This window comes from Chryseobacterium sp. FH2 (genome assembly GCF_001045455.1).
Taxonomy (GTDB): Bacteria; Bacteroidota; Bacteroidia; order Flavobacteriales; family Weeksellaceae; genus Chryseobacterium.
In genome coordinates, this window is sequence record NZ_LFNE01000004.1 from 360,587 (window position 1) to 384,439 (window position 23,853).

15 protein-coding genes are annotated in these 23,853 nt (G+C 36.4%); 3 read left to right on the forward strand and 12 right to left on the reverse strand.

From position 1 onward, the window contains the following. Positions 1-31: 31 nt before the first annotated feature. From ACM39_RS08805 to ACM39_RS08820, 4 genes are all read right to left on the reverse strand, one after another. Positions 32-835: a DUF4350 domain-containing protein gene (locus tag ACM39_RS08805; protein WP_048510656.1), complete on the reverse strand. Its 804-nt coding sequence runs from the start codon at positions 833-835 to the stop codon at positions 32-34. Between the two features lie 184 nt (positions 836-1,019). Beyond that, entirely contained in the window at positions 1,020-3,794 is a 2,775-nt protein-coding gene (locus ACM39_RS08810; protein WP_048510657.1) for a glycosyl hydrolase, read from the reverse strand. A gap of 103 nt (positions 3,795-3,897) precedes the next feature. Continuing rightward, a complete protein-coding gene (locus tag ACM39_RS08815; RefSeq protein WP_048510658.1) occupies positions 3,898-5,220 on the reverse strand; it encodes a rhamnogalacturonan acetylesterase in 1,323 nt (440 codons plus the stop codon). 73 nt (positions 5,221-5,293) lie between these two features. After that, positions 5,294-6,565 carry a glycoside hydrolase family 28 protein gene (locus ACM39_RS08820; RefSeq protein WP_228377085.1) on the reverse strand — a complete coding sequence of 424 codons (1,272 nt, stop codon included), beginning with the start codon at positions 6,563-6,565 and terminating at the stop codon, positions 5,294-5,296. A 462-nt stretch (positions 6,566-7,027) separates the two neighbouring features. On the opposite strand from ACM39_RS08820, the gene ACM39_RS08825 reads away from it, so the two are divergent. Continuing rightward, positions 7,028-8,056: a LacI family DNA-binding transcriptional regulator gene (locus ACM39_RS08825; protein WP_048510659.1), complete on the forward strand. Its 1,029-nt coding sequence runs from the start codon at positions 7,028-7,030 to the stop codon at positions 8,054-8,056. Positions 8,057-8,246: 190 nt separating this feature from the next. Here the strand turns inward: ACM39_RS08825 and ACM39_RS08830 are convergent, their stop codons facing one another. From ACM39_RS08830 to kduI, 8 genes are all read right to left on the reverse strand, one after another. Beyond that, entirely contained in the window at positions 8,247-9,860 is a 1,614-nt protein-coding gene (locus ACM39_RS08830; RefSeq protein ID WP_048510660.1) for a UxaA family hydrolase, read from the reverse strand. 4 nt (positions 9,861-9,864) lie between these two features. After that, positions 9,865-11,328, reverse strand: coding sequence for a tagaturonate reductase (locus tag ACM39_RS08835; RefSeq protein ID WP_048510725.1), 1,464 nt, complete (start codon positions 11,326-11,328; stop codon positions 9,865-9,867). Between the two features lie 2 nt (positions 11,329-11,330). Beyond that, positions 11,331-12,860 (reverse strand): MFS transporter, encoded by a 1,530-nt coding sequence (locus ACM39_RS08840; protein WP_048510661.1) that lies wholly within the window; start codon positions 12,858-12,860, stop codon positions 11,331-11,333. 269 nt (positions 12,861-13,129) lie between these two features. Further along, positions 13,130-13,798 carry a bifunctional 4-hydroxy-2-oxoglutarate aldolase/2-dehydro-3-deoxy-phosphogluconate aldolase gene (locus ACM39_RS08845; protein WP_048510662.1) on the reverse strand — a complete coding sequence of 223 codons (669 nt, stop codon included), beginning with the start codon at positions 13,796-13,798 and terminating at the stop codon, positions 13,130-13,132. Between the two features lie 2 nt (positions 13,799-13,800). After that, positions 13,801-14,808, reverse strand: coding sequence for a sugar kinase (locus ACM39_RS08850; protein WP_048510663.1), 1,008 nt, complete (start codon positions 14,806-14,808; stop codon positions 13,801-13,803). 199 nt (positions 14,809-15,007) lie between these two features. Next, positions 15,008-16,405: a glucuronate isomerase gene (gene uxaC / locus ACM39_RS08855; protein ID WP_048510664.1), complete on the reverse strand. Its 1,398-nt coding sequence runs from the start codon at positions 16,403-16,405 to the stop codon at positions 15,008-15,010. An 18-nt stretch (positions 16,406-16,423) separates the two neighbouring features. Then, positions 16,424-17,206 carry a gluconate 5-dehydrogenase gene (locus ACM39_RS08860; protein ID WP_048510665.1) on the reverse strand — a complete coding sequence of 261 codons (783 nt, stop codon included), beginning with the start codon at positions 17,204-17,206 and terminating at the stop codon, positions 16,424-16,426. Positions 17,207-17,214: 8 nt separating this feature from the next. Further along, positions 17,215-18,051: a 5-dehydro-4-deoxy-D-glucuronate isomerase gene (gene kduI, locus ACM39_RS08865; protein ID WP_048510666.1), complete on the reverse strand. Its 837-nt coding sequence runs from the start codon at positions 18,049-18,051 to the stop codon at positions 17,215-17,217. 882 nt (positions 18,052-18,933) lie between these two features. Between kduI and ACM39_RS08870 the strand changes: the two genes are divergently transcribed. Both ACM39_RS08870 and ACM39_RS08875 read left to right on the forward strand, forming a co-directional pair. Further along, positions 18,934-21,957, forward strand: coding sequence for a SusC/RagA family TonB-linked outer membrane protein (locus ACM39_RS08870; RefSeq protein ID WP_048510667.1), 3,024 nt, complete (start codon positions 18,934-18,936; stop codon positions 21,955-21,957). Between the two features lie 17 nt (positions 21,958-21,974). Beyond that, positions 21,975-23,789: a RagB/SusD family nutrient uptake outer membrane protein gene (locus ACM39_RS08875; RefSeq protein WP_048510668.1), complete on the forward strand. Its 1,815-nt coding sequence runs from the start codon at positions 21,975-21,977 to the stop codon at positions 23,787-23,789. Positions 23,790-23,853 lie beyond the last annotated feature (64 nt).

The window sequence follows — 23,853 nt, forward strand, 5'->3', positions numbered from 1 at the left end:
CACTCAATTTCAATCGATTGCACAATTCAAATTATTTTTTTGAAGCCTGCTTCAGCAACCATTTCACCCATTCTTCTGTTCCCTGATAGTTGGTGAAATCGGCAGGAAGTTTTTTGCCGTCGATATATTCGTTGTAGCACCACGGGTCGCCCAACGCGAAAACAGTTCCTTTTCCTACTTTTGCAATGGCTCCGATGTTTTTGCCTTCTGCAGTCAAAATAGCTTTAGCAGGTGCTTTTACATCTATCGTGCTCACTTCTTTCATATATAATTTCTGCTCAGAAAAAATCTCGTTTCCGGCAGGAACCATCACTTTTCCCTGCTCAAATTCTCTTCCCTGAACGCGGTTGTAACTGTCATCATTAAAATGAATCCCAAATTTTTCTGCCAGTTGATTAAAATGTTCAAACTCAGAATTGCCGTTGTCGTTGCTCAATAAGACCAAAACACCGCCTTTCTTCACCCAATCCACAAGGTTTTTGATGGAATTTGCATCAATAAGATTGGCCTTCCCCCCGTAAGCTTCCTTGTCGATATCCGGGTCAACGATAATGTAGATGTTGGCGTTTTTCAAATCTTTTTTGATAGGAGCTGTTGTAAGTGTGCTGATTTCCGCACCTTGCTTTTGAAAGATTTCTCCAAGCAAAGAAAATCCGCCGTTGGTTGTATCATTCCACGTGTAATGCCAGGATTCTAGCGCTTTGGTTTCTTTGTTTTCCTTTTTTTCGTTGTTGAAAAAGTTGTCTAAAACGACTTTCGGTTTGTTCTGGGCATTGGAAAATCCGAATGTGAGGAGCGTTCCTAATGCTAATGTTTTTACGATATTCTGCTTCATATCTGTTTATTTTAAATTATTTGTCGGTTTCTCACAAAGATGCAAGTTAATGACAAAAATACTTTTTATAAGACGCAAAGATTTTATCTTCGATAAAATTGTTTAGATTTCTCATTTAATTTCTTTTATCACATTTAGCGAAGTGCTTTCGATTTTTCGACAAATAATATTTTATTCTTATCATTTATTTTGAATAAAACATAGGAATTAACTGAATTTCGCCATCCAAGCCGGAAGGTTGTACTTTCCAGTTTGAGGCATCGAATGGCTTGTAATCGATGTTTACAAAATTGATTTCGTGGTAATTCCGCCACTGGATTTTATTCTGGTCCATATATCGGATTCGGTTCGCCATCAGGTTGCACACTTCGATTTGAATGGTATTTTTTCCTTGCTTCAGATATTTTCCAATGTTGATTTCAAACGGAAGGCTCCAGACAATTCCGGCATCCTGACCGTTGACTATTACTTTCGCACTTTCGTAAAGTTTATCAAATTTCAAAAGATAATCGTCTGCATTTTTTTTCTTTAAATTTAAAGTCGTCGTGTAAACTCCCGTTCCCGAAAAGCTCTGTGTTGATGCATCTTCCGTAAAATTCGTCCAGGGCTGAATTTTATCTAAAGTTCGGGATTTCGGAAGTTCGGGACCGCCTTCTTTGAAGCTTAGTTGCCAAGGTTGATTTAAAACAATCGGAGCATCTGTTTTCTCGACATATTTCCATTTTGGAATTGATGAATCTATATTTTCAGAAGCTTTTATAATTAAAGATTCTCCTGATTTCAGCTGAACTCTGACTGAATTATCCTGAGTTTGGACAACTCCGAAATCACCGTTTTCAGGATTCATCAAAGCAACTTGTTTTCCAAAAAAATTCAATGGAATATTTTGATTGATTTCCTTTGAAGTATGATTGACGATATAATAATATTTCCCGCCATCAAACTGTCTTCTTACAAACTTCAATCCTGTGTCTGTCAATTTTTCTCTTTCGATTTTTAAGTATTCCAAAGCTTTTTCCACATCGGAACTAAAAACGATTTTCCCTTTTCCGAATGTTGCCGATTTTAAATTTCCCTCTTCTTGAAAAGGAATTTTATTCCATAAAGATTGTAATTCGTTTCTTCTTTTTTCGACTTCAAAATATCCCGGAACATCTTTCGGTTCCGACTGGAAAATGATTGAAGCACCATTTTGAGCCAAATCCAGAATGTTTTTTAACGTAGATTCAGATAGATAATTCAGTTGAGGAATAATTAAAACTTTGTAAGAACCGCCATTTTTCGCCACCTGAATATTCTGATTTTCAGATTTGGCCCCGCCAATCATCTTATCCGAAACCATATCCAGAGAATAGCCGGACTTTCCTAATTTTTCAAGGTTTTCATAAAACAGGGTCGGATGCAGCCACTTTTCAATGTTATGAATTTTAAAAGCCATATCCTTTCCTTTCGGACTTGCCCATTGGTCGTAGACCGGCCAGTACATCAGGATTTCGTTGTCTGATTTTCCGCTTTGTAAAACAGCTTGTGTTCTTTCAATATAAGAATTTAGACCTTTGATGTTTGGCCATAAACTGTTTTGAGGAACGAAGTTGGTAGAAGCGTAAAACAACCAGCCCGGAAACTGAACATCAGCCGGCGTGTAAGTCGTTCCGTGATAAAAAATATGATTGATTCCCGACAGGAAAATCTGTTCGGCCTCAGGTTTTACCTGCGACCAGGATGTTTTGAAATGCTCGGTCAGCCACGTAAAAGATTCGTTGGAAATCAAAGATTTTCCGGTAATATTTGCTGCCGAAGAAGCAAATTTCAGCATATTGATATCCGGAATTTCCTTCGTGTTGATGTCTTCTGCATTTCTTCTCAGACCCTGAATATCGAATTTCGTACTTCCGAAAGTTTCAGATTCGGGAATATCGACCGCAGCGTACAAATCCAGCAAATTTCCCGGCGAACCGTGTGCCTGATTGGTGTTTTTTGAGTTTTTGGAATGTGCCCAGTTCGTGAAATCTTTCGTAAAATTGTTTAAAATTAATTCATTCAAAGTTTCTCTGTAATCGGATTTTACTCTGCCTGCTATTTCATTTTCCTCGTTGCTGACCAAATATTTGATGTACGGACTTAAGTCGTAGCCTCTCCTTTTCTTAAATTCTTCTTTAAAATCCGGCGTCCAATCAGCATTATAAACCTCATAACTGTCATTGAAAAAAGAACGGATTCCGTAGTTTGAACTTCCAAAAGCTTTATCGAAAGTTTTCAGATAATCTTTGGTTGCATCCGAAGAAAAGTGGTCTAAAGTAAAGCCTTCCCCACCCGGAGCGGCACGTTTTACTTTTTGTAAAGTTTTTCCGGTGAAAACCGCATAAATCGTCCATTTTCCTGAAGTCGGTTTCCAGTTTAAACTGCCGTCGCCATTAATTTTATCTATTAAAACCACAGCTTCATTTTTTTCGTTGTAAGCTGTTACAATATCGATTTTTACCGTTTTTAAATCCTTCTGCTTTTCGTCTTTCGGAGTGATTTTTTCTGAAAATTTTTCATTCGGCTGAATGGTGTAGGTCTGAACAATCATTTTTGTAGCCGCATCTTGCTCGCTCACTTGAGGACCGCCAATTGGCCAGCCAGTTCCAACCGCCATATCAACGCCCATATTCAGACTTTTGGCTTTATCCGTCGTGAACCTGAGCATCTTCATCCATTCAGGGGAAAGGTAATCGATATACTGTTTTTCAAAACCTTTCGCACCGTAAATCGGGACGATTTCCACCCCTCCGAAGCCAGCTTTATTGAGTGATATCAATTGTTTATCCAGTCCTTTTTCGTCCACGGCACTTCCCATCCACCACCAGCGTGTCCACGGTTTGGCGGTCTTGGTTGTTTGTGGCCACGGATTTTGTGCGGAGAGATTTCCGAAGACAAAACAGATTAGACTTAGGCTGATTATATGTTTAATTTTCATTTCTGCTTGATGTTTTATGATGGATTTTATCCAATTTTATTCATATTTTTCACCGGGTTCCACCCAATGCTATTAGGATTGAACCACTTCGTGGTTCGTTCTGTTAATTTCCATCAGGTTTCAAAGCTTCCATAAAAATAGATTCCGGCCAATTGAATTTTTCGGCATCATCTGGTTTATTAGGATTAAAATTCTTATAATTTTTTGAAATATATTTCCTCAAAGGTAAGTTTTGGTCAACGATGGATTTCACTACACATTTCGCCAATTCGTACGCTCCATATGTATTGAAATGCGTATCATCCGCCATAGCTGTCGGCTGATTGGGATAAGAATTTGCGGGATAATAGGCAAATGCTTTTTTTGCAGCTTCCGGCCCCATTGCCTCGAACAAGGTTTTGCTCAATGCATTTAAATCGATTAAATATACATTTTCTTCCTTCGCAATTTCCTGCATTGCAACAGGAAAATCATCCAAAGTATTGACGATTTTGTTATTTTCATCAAAAACACGGCGGTTCATCGAAGTGACCAAAACGGGAATTGCTACCAATTCCTTTGCTCTAAGAATCCATTCTTTTAATCTTTTCCTGTATCCCGATTTCTCACTGTTGCCATATTTCTGGTCATTGTGCCCAAACTGAATGAAGAGATAATCTCCCGGTTTAATTTTATTCCAGATTTTATCGATTCGGTGGCGGTCTTCAAAGGCTTTCAGAGTTTCTCCGCTCTCGGCGTAATTGGCGATAACGACTTCATTCGGAACAAAAAAATATGGTAACATCTGTCCCCACGACGCCCAGGGTTCGTACTGTGCATCCACAACCGTAGAATCTCCCGTCAGATAAATAGTTCTCGCAGTTGTATTAGGTTGAATGATTACCGAAGAAACTTTCGGAGCTTTATCATTGAATTCTATTGTCAAAAGATTGTCCCAATGCAGGTATTTTCCTTCTCTCGGCTTCAGTTTTACAATTCCGATTTCAGCTCCATTTTGATTTCGTATAATGCTGTCTTTTACGTGAACGGTGATTTGTTTTTCGACGATTTCGCCTTGTTTTGTTTTGACATCATTCAGCATCAGTCGGCGATTTTCGACCCGAACTGTTGTTTCAGATGTTCCTTTTGCATCACCTAAATTCAATTTAATATCATAATTTCCTTCCGGAATGACAACTGAAAAATAGAAAGACTTATCACTGGTAATAAAATCTCCCGTCAAAGCATTTCTGCCATTATCAACGGATTTCAAACCGGAAATATCCATAAATCCGTAACCGATTTTCTTATCGAATTTTGAAGTTGATGTGATGGGAATAAATCCGTTTTCGGTTCTGTTACTGCCAAAATCAAATTTGAAAGTCGTCTGTTGCGCGAATATTGATGAACCAATAAAAACGGTTATAATTCCTGTCCAATTTTTCATAATCAGTCGATTAATATATTCATTTCGGAAATTCACTTTTGAGTATTGCCTGAATCGTCTTTTTATCGTAAGCCTAATCCAGAGAGGCCACTTTCGTCACGCTGACCCTGGTTTGCTTTAAATTTTTGATGGCATTTAAGTTTTGTTCTTCAGGCTTTAATGCTTTTATCTTTAGGTTTTCAAAGGTAAAATCTGTCAACTCGTACAAATCTGATTTTTCAATGTTGAAGGCTGTTTCACAACTGATATCGATATTTTTTAAGACAATATTATTTGCCAATCTGGTTTTCGGTTTTTCTTCCCCCTTCAAATCAAAAAACTGGTTCCAGCCTTTTACGTATAAAAAGGTTTTTACGTCTCCCTTGATATTGTCAAGCGTGATATATTCGTAATGTTGTGGTGTGTCCGGTCTCATTTTAAGATGCAACAATCTCGAAGCATCTTTCACCGTTGAGTTTCTGAAAATAATATTGTAATTGTGAATTGATTCGCTTCCGCAAGTGAGTGCAGAATGACAGAATCCGAAAGTATTATCTTCTATAATGATGTTTCTGTTTTCTCCGTTTTCAGGAGCCGTATTGGCTTTCGGCCCTTTTCCGCCTTTTAAGGCAATTGCATCGTCATTCACAGACAAATAGCAATTTTTAATCAGGAAATTGGTGCAGGCATCGATATCGATAGCATCCGTACTTGGCGCTTTTACCGGTTCTTTGGGAGCAAGAATTGTCAGGTTTAACAATTTTACAAAATCACTTTTATAATAATGGGTACTCCAAAATGGTGAGTTTTTTACGGTAATTCCTTCAATTTGTACATTTTTGGAATTTGAAACATAGAGAATACGAGGTCTCATCTCATCCATATTGGTGCATTTAGGATTCCACTCGCGTCTTTTCCAGAATGATTTCCAGAAACGAAGGCCGTTTCCGTCCAAAGTTCCTTTTCCTGAAATCGTGAAACCATCCAATCCGTCAGCATTAATCAATGCCGGGAAATATTTTACTGTCTGACCTTCCATTCTTGTGGTGACCACGGGAAAATCATTGATATCATCACTCCCTTTTAATTTTGCCCCACCTTCTAAATATAAATGCGTTCCCTGTTTGAAGAAAACCGAACTGATGAGGAATGTTCCTTTAGGCACGATGATTACGCCGCCGCCATTCTTTGCAGCCAAATCAATAACCGCCTGAAGTTGTTTGGTTTGAAGAACTGTACTGTCGTTCTTCACACCGTTTTCTGTAAGGATATATTTTTTGCCTAATTTATTGATGTCGGTCGGTTTGTTTTCTTTAAACCATTTTGGGATTGTAGTTCCGTCCGGGAATTTGTCCTGTCCATTCACTTTCGATGAAAAGAAAAAGAGGATAAAAAATGTGAACAAAAAATTGAATGTATTTTGAAGTTTCATAGTCTTTTTCGGTAAATCCTGAATTATTTTAATTAAACTGATTGACAAAAATAAAAGTATATATTTTATAATCTTGCAGTATCCTGCTCTTTCATGTTAATTAAATTTCTAATATTTATAAGTTCTATTGCACTTTTTTCCTATAAATTAAAAAACTGCACAATAATTTTAAGTTCTACATAAAAAAATGTTCATCATTGAATAATTATTTCTTTTAACTCCTGTAAAAATGCTTAAAAAATTATAAAGATATCCCCACTAGATTTTTCAGAAAGTTTATTGAAATAACTTACAAAATAATACTTTTATACAGTCCTGATATATTTAAATTGATTAAATTTACGTCAATAATATACATCAATTTGATGTACGAAAAAAGATAGAAAAAAAACGTGTATGAATAAAAAAAGTGCCACAATATATGATATTTCAAAGAAGCTAAATGTAAGTGTGGCAACTGTTTCCAGAGCGCTTAACGATCATCCCAGGATAAGCCAGGCAACGAAAGATTTGGTGAAGGCAACTGCCAAAGAAATGAATTATAAACAAAATAACCTTGCCAAAGCTCTGAAAAGCGGTGAAACAAAAAATGTAGGAATTATTGTTCCTTATGTAAATACTAACTTTTTTTCATCAGTCATTCGTGGAATTGAGGAAGAACTTTCTCCGCATGGCTATCACGTAATTATCTGTCAGAGCCATGAAGATGTAACTATTGAAAAAAGACACTTAAATACTTTGCTTAACGCGCAGGTTGACGGGATTTTCATGTCAGTTTCAAGAACAACTTTAGATACAGAACACATTCAACATATTTTAGATACAAGCAATACTCCGATTATATTTTTTGATAGAAAAAAAGATATTCCGGGAATAAGTACGGTGACTATTGATGACTACCGGGGCGGTTATATAGCCACAGAACATCTGATCAAGGAAGGTTATAAAAACATCTGTCATTTCTCAGGTGATCTGAATCTTGAAATTTACCAGAATCGTCTTAATGGATATAAACAGGCTTTAATTGACAATAATTTAACTGTAAAAGAAGAAAATATCATCACAACAGGAAGTTCAATTGATGCGGGGATAGAGGCTATTAAAACACTTTGGGGTAAAAAATCTGTTCCTGATGCTATTTTTTCATCAAGTGATTTTGCCGCTTTAGGTGCCTGCCAGGAACTGAAAAAACGTAAAATTAAGATTCCTCAGGAAGTTGCTGTTATCGGTTTTTCTAATGAACCTTTCACCCAGTTTATGGAGCTTCCGATGAGTTCTGTTGACCAGACTCCTGTTACGATGGGGAAAATGGCAGGACAAGTATTTATTGAAAGTGTAAAAGAGAATGGTTCCGGAGTTTCTACAGAGAAGAAGGTTGTGCTTGCACCGCAGATTTATATTAGAAAATCTTCAAAAAGAAAATAGGTTCCAATTAATTATATCCAGTTTGTCATTGAGGAACAGAAGAATCTAAAACTATAATAATAAAAATTCTTCATTTCACTTTGTTTCAGAATGACAGAGCTATTATTTTATATCAACCACAAAAGAAAATGCTTTCCACAAAATGTAGAAAGCATTTTCAACCCTAATATTTATATAATTAAAACAATAATTATAAACTTACGCCTCGTCTCCAAGGGATAAAATCGTTTTGATTGAGAATAGCAGCTTTGGTTTTCACCTCTCCGCTTGCTACTTTTATGATAAATTCTAACAATTCTTCTGCTTTTTCGTCAATTGTTTTTTCGCCCGTAATCACATCTCCTGTATTGAAATCAATAATATCCGGCATTCTTTCTGATAAAGAAGTATTCGACGAAATTTTCACTACCGGAACAACAGGATTGCCTGTGGGTGTTCCCAAACCTGTTGTGAATAAAACAATATTGGAACCTGAGCCAACTAAAGCAGTCGTACATTCTACATCATTTCCGGGAGTACATAATAAATTTAAGCCCGGATTTTTGATGTATTCTGTAAAATCTAACACATCATTGACCGGCGAAGAGCCACCTTTTTTAGCCGCTCCTGCAGATTTCATAGCATCGGTGATGAGTCCATCTTTAATATTCCCCGGCGATGGATTCATATCAAAACCTGAACCTGCAGCAACGACTGATTTTTCAAAGTCTTTCATCAGCTGTAAGAATCTTTCCGCATCTTTTTCGTTTACACAACGGTTTACCAATTCCTGCTCTACTCCACATAATTCCGGAAATTCTGAAAGAATAGTTGCTCCTCCGATTCCCGCCATTAAATCTGACAGTTGTCCTAAAACAGGATTCGCAGAAATTCCGGAAAAACCGTCTGAACCACCACATTCTAGTCCTAAAACAAGCTTTGAAATTGGTGCCGGTTTTCTCTCGATTTCATTAGCTTTTTTAATTGCTTCATAAGAATCTTTAATAATTCCGCTTAGCATTTCATCTACCGTTCCGGATTTTTGCTGTTCATAAACGATAATTGGTTTTTTATTATTTGGACTAATTTTTTCTAAAGCATCTTTAAAAATCTGAACCTGCAAATTCTGACAACCTAAACTTAAAACCGTTGCTCCGGCTACATTCGGATTATTCACATAACCTGCCAATAACCTTCCCAATGCTTCGGCGTCCTGACGAATCCCGCCACAACCGCCTTGATGGGTGATGAATTTAACTTCAATATTTTTAAAAACTCTTGAATTCTGCTCTTCTTCAACAGCAGTTTCCGTTTCAGAATTATTAATTAACGACCTTAATAGTAACTGATGTTTCGTAACTTTTTCGAATAACAATTCTTTTTCAAAAATATCTTTTAAAATTTCCACATTTCTGTTTTCACAGAAAACCAAAGGGAAAAATAACCATACGTTTTCTGTTCCAACCTGTCCGTCTTCACGGTGATACCCCATGAAAGTCTGGCCCTTCCATTTATCAACATTTGGGGCTGTCCATAAAGTAGTTTCAGTTTTACCCTCTACTTTTGCACTTTGATGTTTTACGTTCTCAGTTGTAATCACCTCCCCTTTTTGGATTGGCTGACTCGCTTTTCCCACCAAAACTCCGTACATGATGATAGAATCATCCACGGCAAGGTCTTCGGTAACGAATTTGTGCTTCGCCTTCGTATCTTTTATAATTTCATAAGTAAGTCCCCCCAAAGTAACAGTTTCCCCCTGCACCAAATCGACCAGCGCAACCGCTACATTATCATTGGGATTTACTTTTAGTACTTTCTTTTGCATTTTTCTAAGAATAAAATTGTATAAAGTTTTGATATCCAGTTTCTACGCAGTTGTGGTCAATTTCCCACAAAGCTTTTGTCACTGCATCTTTCAGTCCGTCAACCTGTGTAAGGTCAGTATCCCAGAAAGTAACTTCGCTTAAGGCAAGTTTTGCCACTTTCCCGTAATCTTCATTTGACCAGATTTCTTTAAATTTAGCAACAATAGGTCCTTCATCATTAATTGGTAACGATTTTTCGCCAAAACTTCCCTGATAGAATCTGATTAAACCTGCTAAAGAAAATACTAAATTCAATGGTAACTTTTTGTTGATTTCAACATAACCTAACAAGCTGGGAAGGATTCTTACTTTAAATTTAGAAACAAAATACAGCGCAATACTCGCCAGATAATGTTTAATAAAAGGATTTCTGAATCTGTCAAAAACTTCTTCCGCAAAATCTTTCAATTCGGTTTCATTTAAACCTAAAGTCGGATTTACTTCATTAAAAATGGTTTCACTTAAGAATTTACCTATAAACACATCATCAATAGATTCTTTTACCGTTTCTTTTCCTGATAAAACTGCCGGAGCCAACATCAATGTGTGACCGCCATTCAAAATTCTTACTTTTCTTAAACGATACGGCTGAATATCATGAACCACCAAAATCTGTTCGTTGATTTTATCAAATGGAATTCTTTCCTTTAAATTTCCGACATCCTGAATTACCCAAAGCAAAAAAATTTCAGAAACAACCATCATCTGATCTTCATAATCTAACTGATCTTCATATGTTTGTGCATCATCTTTCGGATACCCCGGAACAATTCTGTCAACCAGCGTATTATGGAAATAATTATTTTGGTTAATCCATTGCACAAAGTTATGATCTAAATTCCAAAGTTGGGCATATTTTATGATCATATCCCTCAATGTAAAAGCATTGTTTTCGATCAATTCACAAGGAATAATTCTTAATCCTTTTTCTGCTGTTCCATTGAAATATTTGAATCTTTCGTACAATAAAACCGTCAATTTTGCAGGGAAATTCTTATGTGGCCCTTGGTAACTATTTTCAGTTTCATCGTATGCAATTCCCGTCTCTGTTGTATTGGAGAAGATAAATTCAAGTTCTTCTTCTTTTGCTAACGCTAAGAAGTCATCATAATCTGTATAAGGATTAATCGATTTTTGAATTGCAGAAATTACCTGCTTTTCATCGATAATTTTACCCTTTCTGATTCCTCTTGTGAAAAGCGTATACAAATTATCCTGCTCTTCCAGTTTGTGAACCGAACCGCCCTGAGTAGGCTGCACGTTTACAATTCCTGCATTGAACCCTGCTTCTTTATTTAATTTATCAATCACATAATCGGTGAATCCTCTCATAAAATTTCCTCCTCCAAACTGTATAATTTTAACCGGAAGCTTTTCCTGAGAACCGTTTAATTCACGATTTAATTTCTGCTTTATCTGATTTTCCATCATTATTTACTTATTACTTTATATTTTGGAACCAAAGTTTTCATTACACTCCATGCAATCAGGTATGCCACGGCACACACTGAAAATATGATCATATATCCTTTGTCAATTCCATCTGATACTACTGCACCAGACTTTTCCAATTGTTCGAAAAATCCTTCCGGTAAACGTTCGTTGATGTATTGTGGATATTTATCCAATAAAGGCATTCCGTCAACTGTTGACCAGACTTTATGAGCGTGGTCGAATAATAATCCTGAAGATTTATTAATTAAAAATGAACCTATTCCACCTGCCATTCCGCCAATTCCCGTAATAGTTGCTATGGCTTTTTTCGGGAACATATCGCCGACTGTCGAGAAAATATTTGCCGACCAAGCCTGATGTGCTGCTCCTGCAATACCTATAATCAACACCGGAATCCAATATGTAACTGTACCTAAAGGTTGTGCTAAAAGTGCCAGCAATGGAAAAAATGCAAAAATCAACATTGCTTTCATCCTTCCTGAATAAGCGTTCATTCCTTTCTTTTCCACAAAATATTTTGGAAGCCACCCTCCGATGATTGACAACAGGGTAATCATATAAAGGACAAATAATGGAAATGCACTTTGCGTAGAATCCATTTTGTATACTGAGCTTAAATAAGCCGGAGTCCAGAATAAAAAGAACCACCAAACACCATCTGTCATGAATTTTCCGAAAGCAAAAGCCCAAGTCTGCCTGTAACTGAAACATTCTCTGAAAGAAAATTTCTTTTCAGGGATAATTGTACCTTCTTTCGGTGCATCGTCCTGATCCTGATTAATATAGCTCAGCTCATGTACATTCACTTTATGATGCAAATGAGGCTTTTTATAATAAAATACCCAAAGCCCCATCCATACAAATCCTAACGCTCCAATAATAATAAAAGCCCATTCCCAACCCATTGATTTTGCAATGAAAGGAATTGTGACCGGCGCTGCCAGTGCTCCAACCGTAGCTCCTGCATTCCAGATACTTGTAGAAAATGCCCTGTCTTTTTTAGGGAAATATTCTGCGGTAGTTTTAATTGCTGCCGGGAAGTTTCCCGCTTCACCAATAGCCAAAACGAAACGTGCAAAAATGAACAACGTTACACTCGTACTGATGATAGCAGAGGTATTGGAAACCGTAGAAATCAGTTCTTTAGACCCATGAAAACCGGCTAACCAGTTTCCTGTAAGAATTCCTGAAGTGGCAATTCCGCAGAAAGCATGTAAAATAGCACCAACAGACCAAATTCCGATAGCCCAAAGAAAACCTTTTTTGGTATCCATCCAATCCACAAACTTTCCTGCGAAAAGCATTCCTACCGCATAGAAAATAGAAAATAATGCAGTGATGTTTCCGTAATCATTATTGTTCCAGTGAAATTCCGGAGCGATAAAATCTTTCCACGTCAAGGATAAAACCTGGCGATCCAGATAATTGATCGTGGTGGCAATGAACAACAGAAAACATATCGTCCATCTGAATGTACTCGGTTTCGAGGATATTTCTTTTTTCATATCAATTTTTGATGATATTGATTTTTCTTGATTTTAGAATAATGAGAGTAAGAACTCTCCTTTCCATACTGATATAGCACAGAAATTTTATTTTTTTAGAATTGTTTTTTATTAAAACTTTATCTTTTTTTTAACCATTAAAATTTATTAAGGAGTTAAGAATAATTAAGTTAAACTTCATTTAAGCGTGTTTAAAATCAATTTGATTGTTCTTTATTAATCTTAGCTTCTTACATATCCTCAATTGTTTAAATAAAATTTTAAAACAATCATCTCAATTCTTTAATAATCTGAATGGAATTTGCTACAGTCTCTGTAATTTTTTCGTAATCATACTCTCCGTTTTCATTTTTCACAAACAACTGTGAACCCAAACCTACACAATAAGCTCCTGCTGAAATCCATTGTGAGATATTTTCTTTTGTCGGTAAAACTCCACCTGTAGGCATAATGTTTGACCAAGGCATCGGACCTTTTACCGCTTTGATAAATTCCGGACCACCAACCTGTGTTGCAGGGAAAATCTTTACGATTTCAGCACCCAATTCTTCAGCATAGGAAATTTCAGAAACAGAACCGCAACCAGGCATCCATGAAATTTTCCTCCTGTTACAAACCTTTGCTACATCGGGATTCAATGATGGGGCAACGATGAAATTTGTTCCGTTTTGAATGTATGAAGAAGCTGTTCCCGCATCAACGACAGAACCGATTCCCAATATCATTTCAGGCAATTCTTTTATTGCATATTTCACCAATTCTGAAAAAACTTCGTGAGCGAAATCTCCTCTGTTGGTAAATTCAAAAACACGGGCACCGCCATCGTAGCAAGCCTTCAAAATTTTCTTGCAAATTTCTGCATCAGCATGATAAAATACAGGAACAATACCTGTTTGTTTCACTTTTAACGCAACTTCTATACGGGTAAATCTTGCCATATCTATCTTTTTATTCTTCCTCCTGAATTTCCGTTCATCACTTCCAGAATATCTTCTGCGCTGCAATAATTGATATCACCTAAAATAGTGTGTTTTACCGCACAGGCTGCATTGGCAAATTTCAATGCTTTTTCATCGTCGAAATTGATCAAACCATAAATCATACCTGCTGCAAAAGCATCACCAGTTCCGATTCTGTCGACTACAGGATTAATTTCCAGAAGCTCAGTTTCAAAATAATTGTCATTAACTAGAGCTCTTCCCTGTGTTTGTTGAGAACTTGCCGTAACGCCAATTCTTATTTTGTCGAAAATTTTATGAATAGAAGGAATTTGTTTTTTTAATTCTTTACAGGCTTCGATGAAACCTTCTTTATCTGAGTAAAACTGAGTTTCTAGAATTTCATTGATTTCATTTACTCCACCTATGAAAATCGTTGAGTAAGAAACCAATTCTTTTAGCACTTCATTCCCGTTTTTACCGTATTTCCAAAGGTTAGAACGATAGGCAGGATCGGTTGTGATTTCAATCCCCATTTCACGGGCTGTTTGCAAACCTTCTTTCAAAGTTTCATAAGCCGATCCGGAAATTCCCGGGCTAATGCCTGTCCAGTGAAAATATTTGCAGCCTTCGAGAGCTTTTTTCCAGTCGATTTGTGCAGATTTAATATTTGCAAAAGAACCGTTTAATCTGTTATAAGCAATTCTGCTGGCACGGACTGATGAACCCACCTCCAAAAAGTATAAGCCTAAAGGATACTCATTTTTATTAATGAAAGTCGTATCAATCCCAAAACTTTTAATAAAAGAAACCGCCGATTCACCCACAAAATCATCGGAAACACTGCTGATATGTCTCACGTCACAACCCATTGTTGCCAAAGAAGATGCTACATTAAGCTCTGTACCACCGAAAAAGAATTCCATTTCGTGGCTCTGCTTCATGGTTCTGTTTCCTGGTGGCGAAAGCCGCATAATAACTTCTCCGAATGTGACTATTTTACTGCTCATGGTTTTAAATGATCCTCTTTTAAATTTTAAGACAATGTCTTTATTTAATTATTTAGCCATTAAGATTTTAATTAAGATAAGCTCTGCTTTAAGTTTATTAAAATATCAATTTGATTTTCTTTAATTAATCTTAACATCTTACATTTTCTTGATGGTTTACATTGTCAATTATATTAATTTTAATTTTTCAATTTATATTTTAAAAATCGAAATAATTTTTAGCATTATGATAACAAATATCTGAAATTGTTTTCCCAATCAGCTCAATATCATCAGGTAATTCACCATTTTTCATTTCTTCACCGAAAAGATTACACAAAACTCTTCTGAAGTATTCATGTCTCGGGTAAGAAAGGAAACTCCTGGAATCCGTCAACATTCCAACGAAACAGCTTATTAATCCCATATTTGAAAGAGCATTCATCTGCTTAATCATTCCATCTTTTTGGTCTAAAAACCACCATCCGGAACCGAACTGCACTTTTCCTTTGATGCTGCCGTCGTTGAAATTTCCAATCATGGTTGCGAAAATTTCGTTGTCGGCAGGATTTAAGTTATATAAAATTGTTTTAGTTAATTTATCCTTTCCGTCCAGCGTGTTTAACAATTTAGACAGAGTTTCAGCCTGAACGAAGTCACCGATAGAATCCCAACCGGTATCGGGACCCAGAATTCTGTGCATTCTTTCATTATTATTTCTCAATGCTCCCAAATGGAACTGCTGAACCCAACCGTATTTGTGGTAAGCTTCGCCTAAGAATAATAAAATCGCTGTTTTGAATTGGTTTACCTGCTTTTCAGCAATCACTTTTCCTGAGATTTTATCATTGAAAATAGCATCAACTTCTGCTTCTGTGAATTCTTCGAAAGAAATATTATTCAATCCGTGATCACATAATCTGCATCCGTTTTCGTGGAAATATTCAATTCTTTTAATTAACGCATCGCATAAAGTTTGATAAGAATTAATTTCAATTCCGGCTGATTCGCCTAATTTTGAAATATAATCGGCAAAGTTGTGATTTTCAATTAAAATTGCTTTATCAGGACGGAAGGCTGTACTTACTTTGATGCTGAAATCACTTTTCGCCAAATCCTGATGATAATTCAAAATATCTGTAGGGTCTTCCGTTGTACACAGAGATTCTACATTCATCATTTTTAATAATCCTCTTGTCGATTTTTCAGGAGTCTGAAGCTGAGCCGTAATGTTTTCGTAAATTTCTGATGCATTGTCTTCATTCAATAATTCATCGATTCCGAAATATCTTTTTAATTCTAAATGAGTCCAGTGATACAAAGGATTTCTTAATGTATACGGAACTGTTTTTGCCCAGGCTTCAAATTTTTCTTTATCTGAAGCGTCTCCCGTGATGAATTTTTCATTTACACCCAATGTGCGCATTGCCCTCCATTTGTAATGGTCACCCGCAATCCAAACCTTCGAGATATTTTCGAAAACCGTATCTTCTGCAATATCTTTAGGAATCAGATGATTATGATAATCAATGATCGGTTGTTTTTCCGCATACCTGAAATATAATTCTTCGGCGTATTTATTTTGTAATAAAAAGTTATCTGTAATAAAAGGTTTCATTTTAGTCTAATTCTGTTGTTACTCATTAGCAGGTTTCCCGATGGTTGCCAAAATTCCGCCATCAACGTAAATAATTTGCCCGTTGATAAATTTACTTGCATCAGAAGCTAAAAAAATAGCTGTTCCGGCAAGATCCTCCGGATTTCCCCATCTCCCTTCCGGAGTTCTACTAATGATAAAATCATTGAAAGGATTTCCGTCCACTCTGATAGGTTCTGTCTGAGAAGTTGCAAAATATCCGGGACCGATTCCATTCACCTGAATATTATGCTTTGCCCATTCTGTTGCCAGATTTTTGGTGAGCATCTTCAGACCGCCTTTTGCTGATGCGTAAGCAACTACATTGTCCCGGCCCAGCTCACTCATCATAGAGCAGATGTTGATGATCTTGCCTGATTTTCTTTTAATCATATGTCTGCCTACCAATTTTGACATAATAAAAGGTCCGGTAAGGTCTACATCGATTACTTTTCTAAAGTCTTCTACTTCCATATCAATCGCCGGAATACGTTTGATGATTCCTGCATTATTGACAAGAATGTCTATTTTTCCGTGAGCAGCTTCCATGAGAGCTACTTTTTGAGCAGCTTCCAATTCATCTGTCACATCAAAAAGATAGCCGGTCGCTTTATATCCTTTTTCATGATAATAGTTTAAAGCTTCCTCTAATTTTGATGGAGTCGTACTTGTGATAGCCAGCTCAGCTCCTGCAGCGGCAAGACCTTCTGCCATTGCCATTCCTAATCCGTGAGTACCTCCTGTTACGACAGCTACTTTACCGGATAAATCAAATAAATTCATTAGAAAAATTACTTTAGTTCGTTAGTTTTGATACCGTCCATATCGCCGTAGTCCATATTTTCTCCGGCCATACCCCAGATAAAAGTATAATTAGAAGTTCCTGCTCCTGAGTGAATAGACCATTCCGGTGACAATACAGCCTGCCTGTTTGTCATAAAAATGTGACGCGTTTCATCAGGCTGCCCCATGAAATGACTTACTGTTTGCCCGTCTTTCAGGTCAAAATAGAAATACGCTTCCATTCTTCTGGTGTGAGTATGTGCAGGCATTGTGTTCCAAACACTTCCCGGATGAAGTTCTGTCATTCCCATTTGGAGCTGACAGGTCTCAAGCACGGAATTTACAATCAGTTTGTTAATTGTACGCTTGTTTGCATATTTTTCTTCACCCAATTCTACAATTTCGGCTTCGTTTTTAGTGATTTTTTTAGTCGGATAAGTATGATGCGCAGGAGCTGAGTTGATATAAAAATATGGTTGTGCATCATTATTTTTTTCAAAAACTACTTCTTTAGCACCTTTTCCGATGTATAAAGCTTCTTTGTTACCAAGCTCGTATACTTCGCCGTCTACTGTTACTTTTCCTGCACTACCAACGTTAATGATTCCTAACTCTCTTCTGTCAAGAAAATGCCGGGCTTTCAAATCGTCTGTCGGTTCCAGTTTTAAGGCTTTCGTTGAAGGCATTACTCCTCCTACAATCAACCTGTCGTACATAGAATAGACTAATTTTATTTTATCCTCATTAAATAAATCATTGATTAGAAACTCCCTCCTAAGATCTTCAGTGGTATACTTTTTTACATCTTCAGGATGATGGGCGTAACGAAATTCTGATTGTGCCATACTCTCTATTTTTATACTTTACTTTTTGCGGTTTTATCAAAACCTGTTAAATATTGCGTAATCGATTGCATAAAATTACACTAAAATTTAATAGAATACTTATGGGATAAATATATAATTAATCTTCAATTAGTTAACAAAAAATTAATTTTAATTTATAAAAACTTGATTTACAGATAAATAAAATTAAAAAAACCAGAAAATATCAGAAAATATTGTTGAAATTTAAGAATTAAAATTAACCAAAAGTTAACCTTAAACTGAACTTAGAAATAAAATCATGCCAAAATAAAACAGTAAAACAGTCAATAACAATTCTATAAAAATAACTGATTTTCTATCTATATACTGTATATATTATGGTTAATCTTTATTAATAAAAAAAACAGGTTAAAATTTTGAGTACAAAAAGATGACAAAAATCAGTAAAAGAGCAAAAATTTTGTTCTTGAATATCAATTTGGGGATTTTCTTAGCTTAAAATTTGAGTAATTTTCAAAGAATTTTTAAGTTTTGAAATGTTAAACAATAAAAAATATCAAGAAATTTTATCTGTTATAAAATTTATTAAACAACAAAATAAATATTTAATTATCAACAATTTAAATAAAACAAACTACCAATTGTTGTATAAAATTTAATATATTAAACAATCAAATTAATGAAAAAATAATATTTTTTTCTTTGTGTATTGAAAAATAATATTAGTTTAGAAGCCAAGATATTTTATTATGAAAAATTACGCAATCGATTGCACTACAAAAAGCGTAAAACTTTCAAAAATATTTTCCACTAAAATCAAATAGAATACTTAAAAATCCACAAAAACAAAAACGATTGAAAAAAACTTTCAACCAAGAATTAAAACTATAAGGATACAAAATGGATAAAAGAGTACAATCAATAAAGTGGTTATATTTAACTGTCTTTCTACTTCCTGTCCTTGCTATGGCTCAAGAAAAAGAAACGAAAAAGGAAAAGGAAACCAAAATTGATGAAGTAGTTTTGGTAGGATATACCAAAGTTTCGAAAGCCGATGTTACCAACGCTGTAGGTTCAGTGAAAGCTGAAGATATGAAGGATATGCCTGTAAACAGTGCTGCGGAGGCAATCCAGGGAAGAGTGGCCGGTGTACAAATCACAGCCAGCGAAGGCTCTCCAGGAGCCGAAGTGGAAATCAAAGTGAGAGGTGGAACTTCTATCACACAGAGTAACGCTCCTTTATATATCGTAGACGGAATCCAGATGGATAATGCACTATCTGTCTTATCTCCGAAAGAAATTGAATCAATTGAGGTATTGAAAGATGCCGCTTCTACATCTATCTACGGGGCGCGGGGTGCAAACGGAGTTGTTTTGATAACGACGAAAGGCGGTCGTAAAAAAATGGCGACAACTATCAACTATAGTGGTTATACCGGGGTAAGAAAAATTATGAATACTCTTTCTGTATTAAGACCTTTAGAATTTGTAGATTATCAGCGTGAACTTTATTATAAAAATAATGACGCAACAGATGCTACAACTTTTACCACAAGATATGGGGATCCCAAATTAATCGGTGAAAAATACGGTTCTGTGAAAAACAGAAACTGGCAGGATGAGCTTTTCGGAAAAGAAGCATTCAACTTTACACATAACGTAAGTATCATAGGAGGTTCCGATAAATCCTCATTTGCATTGACTCTAAACCATGTGGAAGAAGCAGGAATTATGCTCGGGTCAGGGTTCAAGAGGAGCATGGCCAATTTTAAGTATGATTTTGATATCAGCAAAAAATTGAAAATGGGTATCAATGCAAGATATGGAAGACAGCTTATCACCGGAGCCGGAACTTCTGCTACAGGTTCTCAGGGAACAAACAGGTTGAGGAATGCCGTAAGATATCAACCCTTTGAAGGTGGAAGTAATGTTCCTGTAGATGATTTCGATCCTGATTACGCACAAAACACCAATCTTGTGAACCCTATCCTTTTGAATCAAGATGAAGTAAAGGACAACCGCACAAATGATTTATTATTAAATGCATATCTAAATTATAATATTACAAAAGATTTGACATTTAGATCAATAATTGGGTATGTACAAAAAGATAATGCTGTAAATCAGTTCTGGGGAATGGTTACCAACGATGCAAGAGCCAATAGTGCAATGCCAATCGTACAATTGACAAGATCTCAGACAAGAAGAATCACCAATACCAATACATTAAATTACACCAAGAAATTTGGAAGGCATAAACTAGATTTATTGTTGGGTGAAGAAACTGTCCAAACAGACGGAGAATCCTCAAGCACTTATGTAAAGTATTTGCCTGTCTCTATCACAGCTCAGGAAGCTTTTGCTAATATTCAGGCTGCGATTCCACCGGATGGATTGCTACAGGATGCACCCAGAACAGCGGCTTTAGCTCCGGATAGATTGGTTTCGTTCTTTGGTAGAGCCAATTATATTTTTGAAAATAAATATATCGCAACTTTATCAATAAGAACAGACGGTACCAACGTTTTTGCGCCGGAAAACAGATGGGGAACCTTCCCTGCCCTTTCATTGGCCTGGAAATTAAAACAGGAAAACTTTCTTAAAGACAAAGAATGGTTAGAAGAGCTTAAACTTCGTTTCGGATATGGTTTAGCAGGAAATAACAGGATTCCGGCATATCTGTATGATACATTCTTCACAACTTCTACCGATTTCGGATATACTTTCCAGACCGGTGTGACTCCGGGCGCAACTACCGGAAACACCATGAGAAATCCGAACGTAAAATGGGAGGCCACGGTTTCTAAAAATTTAGGGATTGATTTCGGATTCTTCAACGGAAGATTGTACGGCAGTGTAGACGGATATATTACAGATACAAAAGATCTTTTGATTTTAGCTAAAATTCCTCAGACTTCAGGATATGAATATCAATATCAAAACTCCGGAAAAACTCAGAATAAAGGTATTGAGGTAACATTAGGAGGACTTATTGTAAACAAAGAAAATTTCACTTGGAAAGCTGACTTCAACATTTCTGCCAACAGAAATATGATCAAAAGCTTAGGAGGTTCCAATGCTTCTGCAGCCAGCGATTACTATCTTGCAGCTTCAGGGTGGGTCAACAGTTTATATGATTTTATCGTAAAAGTTGGAAACCCAATCGGAACTTATTACGGATATGTAACTGAAGGAAGATATGAGCTTAATGATTTTGATTTTAATCCAACGACCCAAGCTTATACATTGAAATCCGGGGTGCCCAATGCCAGCGCTGTTGCAAACGGTTCAAAGCCAATTCAGCCAGGAGATCTTAAATTAAAAGATCTTAATGGAGACGGGCAAATCACTATCGAAGATCAAACTGAGCTAGGAAGCGCCCAACCGAAATTCTTCGGAGGTTTCAGCCAGACTTTCCGTTATAAAAACTGGGATATGAGCTTATTCTTCAACTTCTCTGTTGGAAACAAGGTTTATAATGCAAACAAAATAGAGTTCACAACCCAATATCAATATAGAGACAACAACATGTTGGGTGAAGTTGCCGACAGATGGAGATGGTATGATGCAAGCGGAACAAAAATAACAGATCCAACAGCACTTGCCGCTATGAATGCAAACACGACAATGTGGACCCCTCCGCAGGGAAACTACATTTTGCATTCTTATGCCATTGAAGACGGCTCTTTCTTAAGATTAAACAATCTTACCATTGGTTATACCCTTCCCAAAGGAGCTTTAGAAAGTGCTTTCGTCAAAAATTTGAGAATTTATGCTACTGTGAATAACGTATTTACTATCACCAAATATTCAGGATACGATCCTGAAGCAAGTACGAGAAGAAACCCTCTTACTCCAGGTGTAGATTACGCAGCATATCCTCGTAGCAGATTTATTTTAACAGGAGTTGATATCACCTTTTAATTCAACAAAAAATAGAAATGAAAAAAACAATAGTAATTTTAAGCTGCATCGTTGCTTCAATTACATTTAATTCATGCAACAGCTTTTTAGATGCTGAAAACCTTTCCAGCGTTTCAGAAGCACAGCAATTTGACAGCGCATCTGATACGTTCACTGCCTTAGTAGGAGTTTACAGTCAGCTTGCGGGTGATGATGGATATGGGCAGAGATTAGCATTAATTTACCCTCATTCCGGTGACGATTTCAGAACTTCCGGGGACTACAACTGTAATGACAGAAGAGGTATTGCCACTTTTGGAGCCTGCCCTACCAATTCAGAATTAAACAAACCATTTTTAAAATTATATTCAGGAATCGAACGTGCAAATCTTTGTATTAAAAATATTCCTATTTCTCCGGTTTACAAAACAGGTTCAGATGCTGACAAAAAACTGATGGATCGTTATCTTGGAGAAGCATTAACTTTGAGAGCGCAGTTTTATTATGAGTTAATCAGAAACTGGGGAGATGTCCCTTTTCAGGATAAACCTTCAGCAGACATGGAAACGATTTACCAGGCTAAAACAGACAGAGATATTATCTATGAAAAAATTTTGGATGATTTAGCACAAGCTGAAACATTAGTTCCCTGGAGATCAGAAGGCGGAACAACTGCTGCAAGAATATCAAAAGGTGCAGTAAAAGGGCTTAGAGCAAGAATAGCATTGGCAAGAGCAGGATATTCTTTAAGAAGAAATCCTCAAATCATGGCACAAGGTTCAAACCCACAAAAATATTATCAGATTGCTTATGACGAGTGTAAAGACATCATGAATCATTCTGGTGAACATAGCTTAAACCCAAGCTATCAAGCAGTTTTCAAAGCCTTACACAACAATACTCAAGATGCTACCAACGAAATTATTTTCGCAGTAGGAGCATTCGGAGGAAATGCAAGAACAGACAGTAAAATCGGCTATTACAACGGCCTGAAGCACGATGACAATTCTAACTGGAAAGGTGGTGGCGGCATAAATGCGCTTCCTATTTACTTCTACGAATTTTCGAAATATGACTTGAGAAGAGACATGAACGTTGGAATTTTCAAAGTAAATAACGCAAACCAAGCGGAATTAGTAAATGCAATTTCGTTCACAGATTCTAAATACAGAAAATCTTGGACTAACATCACAGGACCTTCCCAAAACCTTGCGGTTGATTGGCCACTGATTCGTTTTTCTGATATTTTATTAATGTTTGCAGAAGCGGATAACGAAATTCACGGAGCACCTTCTCAGGAAGCTGTTAACGCTGTTTTGGCGGTGAGAAACAGAGCATACACAGGAAACTTAGATCAGGTGGGAACAATTCCTACAGATAAGGTTGGTTTTTTTAATGCTATTGTAAAAGAAAGATTGTTAGAATTAGGTTCTGAAGGGATCAGAAAATATGATCTTATCCGCTGGAATCTTTTAGCTTCAAAAATAACGGAAACCAGACAAAAACTGACTGATTTCATGAACGGAACGGGAGCTTATGCAAACGTTCCATTGAATCTTTATTACAAAAAATCACCTTACGATCCAACGAAAACTGCTCAGCAAAACATTACCGATATTGATATTTATTCAACATCAAGTGACAAGTCACAGGTATTTTACACCCCTTCTCAGGATGCAACTCCTTCTGGCTACACAAAAATTGCTTGGAGAGCTGCCGTTTTACCAACGTACATTAGTGATCCTGTGAAAGGTTTTGCACAATATTTCCAACCAAATAAGAGAGAATTATTACCTATTTACAGCGATATTATACAGTCAAACTATAATCTCACGCAGGATTACGGTTATTAGACTAAACAAATTACATTCATATCAAGTTAAAATACAGGCTTAGCCTTGAGGTTAAGTCTGTGTT